1 protein-coding gene is annotated in these 294 nt (G+C 61.6%); it reads left to right on the forward strand.

Annotated features, from left to right (window positions below; genetic code table 11):
• Window positions 1–218: glycosyltransferase family 9 protein (locus EJV47_RS27780; protein ID WP_424322192.1), on the forward strand; the 218-nt coding region annotated here is incomplete at its 5' end.
• Window positions 219–294: the final 76 nt, after the last annotated feature.

Here is a 294-nt window from a genome sequence, read left to right on the forward strand (position 1 = left end):
ATACCGGGCAGATGCACATTGCCGCCGCTTTCCGCAAGGAAATCATCAGCGTGTGGGGCAACACCGTGCCCGAGTTTGGCATGTACCCATTCCGCACCGAGTTCCGGGCGCTGGAAGTGGAAGGCCTCGGCTGCCGGCCCTGCTCCAAAATCGGCTACGAAAAGTGCCCCCAGGGCCACTTCCGCTGCATGCGCGACATCCGCATCGACCTGGAATAGGGCGGTTGCTAGGGTAGGAGGGTAGGCGGGTGTGAGGGTAGGAGTAGAGGGCTTCTGGCGTTGTATAGAAGGGTGG

The organism is Hymenobacter gummosus (genome assembly GCF_003970915.1).
Lineage (GTDB): Bacteria > Bacteroidota > Bacteroidia > Cytophagales > Hymenobacteraceae > Solirubrum > Solirubrum gummosum.